The organism is Pseudomonas sp. W15Feb9B (assembly GCF_000828175.1).
GTDB classification, from domain to species: Bacteria; Pseudomonadota; Gammaproteobacteria; order Pseudomonadales; family Pseudomonadaceae; genus Aquipseudomonas; species Aquipseudomonas parakoreensis.
The window spans coordinates 1-5914 of the sequence record NZ_JTKF01000064.1; the positions used below are offsets into that span (position 1 = coordinate 1).

At 55.3% G+C, this 5914-nt stretch carries 5 protein-coding genes; 4 read left to right on the forward strand and 1 reads right to left on the reverse strand.

Annotated elements, in window-relative coordinates:
* Positions 1-952 (forward strand): tRNA dihydrouridine(20/20a) synthase DusA (gene dusA / locus OC71_RS25650; protein WP_052510624.1); only part of this gene is annotated, 952 nt, incomplete at its 5' end.
* 52 nt (positions 953-1004) lie between these two features.
* Here dusA and OC71_RS25655 read toward each other — a convergent pair.
* Entirely contained in the window at positions 1005-1838 is an 834-nt protein-coding gene (locus tag OC71_RS25655; RefSeq protein WP_041074644.1) for an undecaprenyl-diphosphate phosphatase, read from the reverse strand.
* Positions 1839-2345: 507 nt separating this feature from the next.
* Here OC71_RS25655 and OC71_RS25660 point away from each other — a divergent pair.
* The 3 genes from OC71_RS25660 to OC71_RS25670 all read left to right on the forward strand — a co-directional run bounded on the left by OC71_RS25660 (position 2346) and on the right by OC71_RS25670 (position 5795).
* Entirely contained in the window at positions 2346-3086 is a 741-nt protein-coding gene (locus OC71_RS25660; RefSeq protein ID WP_041074646.1) for a winged helix-turn-helix domain-containing protein, read from the forward strand.
* A 279-nt stretch (positions 3087-3365) separates the two neighbouring features.
* Positions 3366-4010, forward strand: a complete 645-nt coding sequence (locus OC71_RS25665) for a helix-turn-helix domain-containing protein (protein ID WP_041074648.1) — start codon at positions 3366-3368, stop codon at positions 4008-4010.
* 390 nt (positions 4011-4400) lie between these two features.
* Positions 4401-5795, forward strand: a complete 1395-nt coding sequence (locus OC71_RS25670; protein ID WP_041074650.1) for an undecaprenyl-phosphate glucose phosphotransferase — start codon at positions 4401-4403, stop codon at positions 5793-5795.
* Positions 5796-5914: the final 119 nt, after the last annotated feature.

The following is a 5914-nucleotide window of genomic DNA, read 5'->3' on the forward strand; positions in this document are numbered from 1 at the left end:
CTCCGTTGCGCCCATGATGGACTGGACTGATAGGCATTGCAGATACTTCCTACGCCTCCTGTCGAAGAACGCCCTGCTCTATACCGAAATGGTCACCACCGGCGCTCTCCTCAACGGCGATCACGAACGTTTCCTCCGTCACAACGAAGCCGAGCACCCGTTGGCGCTGCAGTTGGGTGGTAGCGTCCCGCTCGATCTGGCCGCTTGCGCGCGTATGGCCCAGGAGCATGGTTACGACGAGGTGAATCTGAATGTGGGCTGCCCGAGTGATCGGGTGCAGAACAATATGATCGGTGCGTGCCTGATGGGGCATCCGCAGCTGGTGGCGGATTGCGTGAAGGCGATGCGCGATGCGGTGTCGATTCCGGTGACGGTGAAGCATCGGATCGGGATCAATGGGCGGGACAGTTACGCCGAGTTGTGTGATTTCGTCGGTACGGTGCGGGATGCCGGGTGTACCAGTTTTACCGTGCATGCGCGGATTGCGATTCTGGAGGGCTTGTCGCCGAAGGAGAATCGCGACATTCCGCCGTTGCGGTATGACGTGGCGGCGCAGTTGAAGGCGGATTTTCCGGAGCTGGAGATTGTGTTGAACGGCGGGATCAAGACGATGGAGGCCTGCCACGAGCATTTGCAGACCTTTGACGGTGTGATGCTCGGGCGTGAGGCTTATCACAATCCGTATTTGCTGGCGGAGGTGGATCAGCAGTTGTTCGGCAGCAGCGCGCCGGTGATCAGCCGGGCCGAGGCGCTGGCGCAGTTGCGGCCATATATTGCCGAGCATTTGCAGGCGGGCGGTGCGATGCATCACATCACCCGGCATGTGCTGGGGTTGGGCACCGGGTTCCCGGGGGCGCGTAAATTCCGTCAGTTGTTGTCGGTGGATATTCACAAGGCCAAGGATCCGCTGGCGTTGCTGGATCAGGCTGGCGAGTTGCTGCAAGGGCGTTGATGCCCTCCCCCCGTAAAACGCGCCAGGCGGATTGATCCGCCTGGCGTGAGCATCACCCCGCCGCCGCTTCCGTCCAGTTCACCCAGCCAAACACCCACGTCGCCAGAATCAACAAGCCAAACGCGATCCGATACCAGGCGAACGCCGCATAACTGTGGTTGGCGATGAATTTGAGCAGGCCGCGCACGGCGATCATGGCGAAGATGAAGGCGATGACGAAACCGAGGGCAAACACGGGCAGGTCGCTGGCCTGGAACAGGTCGCGGTATTTGTAGCCGGAGTACACCGCGGCGCCGACCATGGTCGGCATGGCGAGGAAAAACGAGAACTCTGTGGCGGCTTTCCGGGACAAGCCGAACAATAAACCGCCGATGATGGTCGAGCCCGAGCGCGACGTGCCGGGAATCATTGCCAGGCATTGCACGAAACCGATTTTCAACGCGTCTGACCAGCGCATGTCGTCGACGTGATCGACGCTCACCACATGGCTGCGCTGTTCCGCCCACAACATGACGATGCCGCCCACCACCAAGGCCATGGCCACGGTGATCGGGTTAAACAGGTATTGATGGATTTTGTCAGCGAACATTACCCCGAGGACCACCGCTGGCAGAAAGGCAATCAACAGGTTGAGGGTGAAACGTTGCGCATTGCGTTGAGTGGGCAAGCCTTTGACGATGTCGAAGATCTTCGGACGAAACTCCCAGACCACGGCCAGGATCGCCCCCAGTTGAATGATGATGTTGAACGCCATCGCGCGTTCGCCGCCGAAGTCCAGCAGGTCGGCGACGATGATCTGGTGGCCGGTACTGGAGATCGGCAAGAACTCGGTCAGGCCTTCCACTGCGCCCAAAATCAACACCTGGATAAAGGTCCAGAAATCCATTAATCCTCCGTCAGAGCGCTCTTGCTGAGCGACCGGTCAACTGTATTCAGGAATTGAGTATCTGAAGTTAAACAATCGGTATAACGCGACACCCATTGCCTGATCAGGCGACGGAGAATATGTCTTATCAAAAGACACACTCAAGCCATGTTAATAAACGTCCGCCTACGAACTACCCGAAAAATATTTAGGCCTATAGTAGAAAAAAGTTCGATTCGCCAATAAAGTGTGAACCAGCTCACACTGTCTCAAGATCGTGAACAGTGGCAATTGGACATGAATAAAGCCATCGCCATAGATTCAAAATAGTGGCACAATTCCACATTGCCACCATGTAACGACTAGTTCACAGCCCCGAGAAAATCAACTAAAAGCTTGAAATGCTTAATTATTGTTAGAAAACTCGGGAGCCACGTCTAAAAATCGCGTGAATGTTACCAATTGTCAGTCACAGATGAGAACCGGTGCTTTAACATCCCGATGTCAGCACCTAATTCGAGTCAATGCATGATGCTCTCAGGGAACTTGGCGACTAGAAGTCCGCGCCCGACGAACGACGTACCCGGTGTTCTTACTCTGGGTCGTACCCGTGGCGTGGCCGAACATTTCAGGGCGCTGATCGCGAAGCACGTACACACTGATATGGCACTTGAGGCCGGTTCGTACGCTAGTTCCTTCAACAATGAACTTTCTGGTCCGTATCGCGCCATCTTCATCATTATCGACACTCCGCAAGCGCTGGAAGACAATCTTGCGCTGATCGAAAGCCTGCGCAGCGACAACTTGAAGCCGATCATCTGCGCGGTCATTACCGGTCGCGGCGCGTTCAACAAGATCAAGTATTTTCTGGCTGGCGCCGACGCGTGTATCAAACTCAATACCCTTGCCGACGAGGGCGACGAGTTGCTCGGTGAGTTCTTCAACAGTGAAGAATGGCAGCGGGATATCAATCTGACGCTCGACCCTACGCGTATCTGCCTGCTGGGCAGCCCCCGTCAGAAACTCGACATCTCGTTCGCCGAGATGAAGATCCTGGAAGCCTTTGCGCAGACCAGCAATCACATTCTCAGTCATGATGAAATCGCCAGCATCATGGGGCTCAACACCCATTTCTACGACCCGAGAGCGTTGGAAAAATCCATCAGCCGCTTGCGTGGAAAAATCAAGGACATGTATGGTACGAATGCGATTCAGAGTATCCGCGGCTACGGCTATCGCCTGATGCGGGGTCTGATATCGACTGCCTGACTCTCGGGCAGCCATCCTCTTTGCATAATTACGAAGGATCGTCATATGCAACCATACCGCTCTAGTTGTACTTCACATCTAATTATAATCAAGCCATTGAATGAGCACGGCTACACCGAACCATAACAATAAACTTCACAACATAGCAGCAGAACGAGTGGAACTTATCGAGGGCCATTTTAAGCCCAGACCCTGCCTGTCGATTACTTCCGAGGAAGTCATTGCTCGCCTGCCGATTTATCTTTTCGCCCATTTTGGTGCACATTTTAGGAGAGAGACATGGAAACGAGTACAACCCTCCCGAGAAAATATTTTGTCGTCGTGACTCACAGTACAACGTCGCAGCGTGAACTTGAGAGCATTCTGTCCAGCGAGCGCTTCAATTCGTTTGGCACGTCTCAGGCACAAATGTTTATTGAAGGTGCTACTTCGCCCTCTTCCGCGCCCATGCTGATGGAGTTCTCTTACCCAAGCGGCACCCGCAAACACGTGGCCCGCACGATTGAACACGACACCCAGCGCATCCTCGCCACCCTCGAATCGGAATGGCTGTCCGCACAATCGGCGAAGCCGTTTCAAAGTGCAGAGAGCGACAATCGCACTGCCGCCATTGAGGACGCTGCCACTGGCAACACGACCTGGCATCTGGACGATGATCAAGGCGCCCTGATCAAGGAAGGCGTCGAAATCAGCCTGACCGGACTGGAAACCGCGCTGGTGCGCAAAATGCTCCATCACGAAGAGCGCGTTGTCAGTCGCGACGATCTGATCCTCAGCATCGGCCGTGAACCGGAGCAATATCGTGGCCTGGAGATGTGCCTGAGTCGCCTGCAGGACAAGTTCAAAAGCGCCAGTAATGGGGAGCGATTGTTCCGTGCCGTAAGAAACCGCGGTTATTGCCTCATCCAGGAAATCGTTGCGTAAACACGCACGATCTCCGCGAACAAAACAAACAGAAAACAGTGCGATTACAAAAACAACAAGAGCACTCTGTTTGACTTCACCTCCCTGGTAAATAAAAGTTCCCTGCCTCCACCCCTCCTACAGTAACAAACACAACATCATTTATTCACCCCTTGCTCCACGACCTTTTCTAACAGCCTTGTATTTGATTGTTCGAAAGTTGGCACAGTGCCATCTTGTTAGAACTCGTCAGACACCCTCTCCGGCAATAACTTAGTCTATTGATTGACGACAGTTCGGCCTATCGACGTTGTTACCTCAGGACACTCGTCCAATAACAACAACAAGCCTATCTAGCAACTCGGACTTTAACTGTCGAAACCTGAATGGACGTATTTCTGGGGATATCTCATGGAACTCTCTCTACGGATCAATCGAAATAACGGCCTCAAGGGACTTACCTTCTGGGGCCAATGGGCGCTGGCGCAAGGTTTTATTGTCGCGCTGTTGTTCGTACTTGCTGAACGCCATACCGGCACCGTCGAGTTCTATTACCGCCTGTGCGCAACACTGGCGGTACTGGCCTCGGTACCGGCGTACACATTCAGCGGCGTATACCGCAAACAGGACAATTACCTGACGGGTCTGGGACGTCTGTTCATGGGCTGGTCGATGACCATGCTCGCGCTGGCCGGCATCGCGTTCGTGTGCAAGGCCGACGAGGTGTTTTCCCGTGAAGTGACGCTGAGCTGGGCGGTGTACGGCTTCCTCGGTCAGGCGCTGCTGTACGCGCCGCTGCATGCGTTTTCCAAGTACTACCAGCGTTCCCGCACCAGTGCGCAGAAAACCCTGATTGTCGGCACGGGTGAGTTGGCGCTGGGCCTGGCGCAGAAGATCAGTCTGGTGGAAAACCTGCCTTTGGTAGGTTTGGTCAGCAATGGCACGAAACCGGTTCTGGATTCGGATGCACCGCGGGTGGTGGGCGATCAGGAAGATCTGCTGCAACTGATCAAGGATCATGACATCCGCCGTCTGTACATCACCTTGCCGCTGGCGGAAGCGGCGAAAATCGAAGCGATGTACGTCGATTTGCTCGGGGCCAACGTTGATGTGGTCTGGGTGCCGGACTTGAACAGTCTGACCCTGCTCAACCACTCGGTGAAGGTCGTGGATGGTCTGCCGGCAATCTGCCTCAACGAAAGCCCGCTGACCAGCCGCCCTACTGCTGCGCTGAGCAAAAGTCTGGTGGAAAAAGGCGTGGCGCTGCTGGCGATCATTCTGTTGAGCCCGGTGCTGCTGTTCATCGCGCTGGCGGTGAAGATCAATTCGCCAGGGCCGGTATTTTTCAAGCAGGATCGCCACGGCTGGAACGGCAAGGTGATTCAGGTGTGGAAATTCCGCTCGATGCGCGTGCACGATGACCGCGAGGTGATCCAGGCCAGCCGCAATGATTCGCGGATTACCGCCGTCGGGCGCTTCATCCGCCGCACCTCTCTGGATGAGCTGCCGCAGTTGTTCAACGTGCTGCAGGGACAGATGGCCCTGGTCGGCCCGCGTCCTCACGCTGTCGCGCACAACCACTACTACTCGGGAAAAATCCTCGCGTACATGGCTCGTCACCGAATCAAACCGGGCATCACCGGCCTGGCGCAAATCAGCGGCTGCCGTGGCGAGACCGACACCCTCGACAAGATGCAGCGTCGGGTGGAGATGGATCTGCATTACATCAACAACTGGTCGTTGTGGCTGGATCTGAAGATCCTGGTGAAGACGCCGTTTACGCTGTTGTCGAAAGATATTTATTGATGGACTGGTGACAAGCCAGGCGATACCGCAAGGGGACGAAAGTCCCCTTTTTTGTGGGCGGGATTTAGTGGTGGGATCAGGCGGTTGCGAGGGTGGCAGTGCCGACGCCTTCGCGGGCA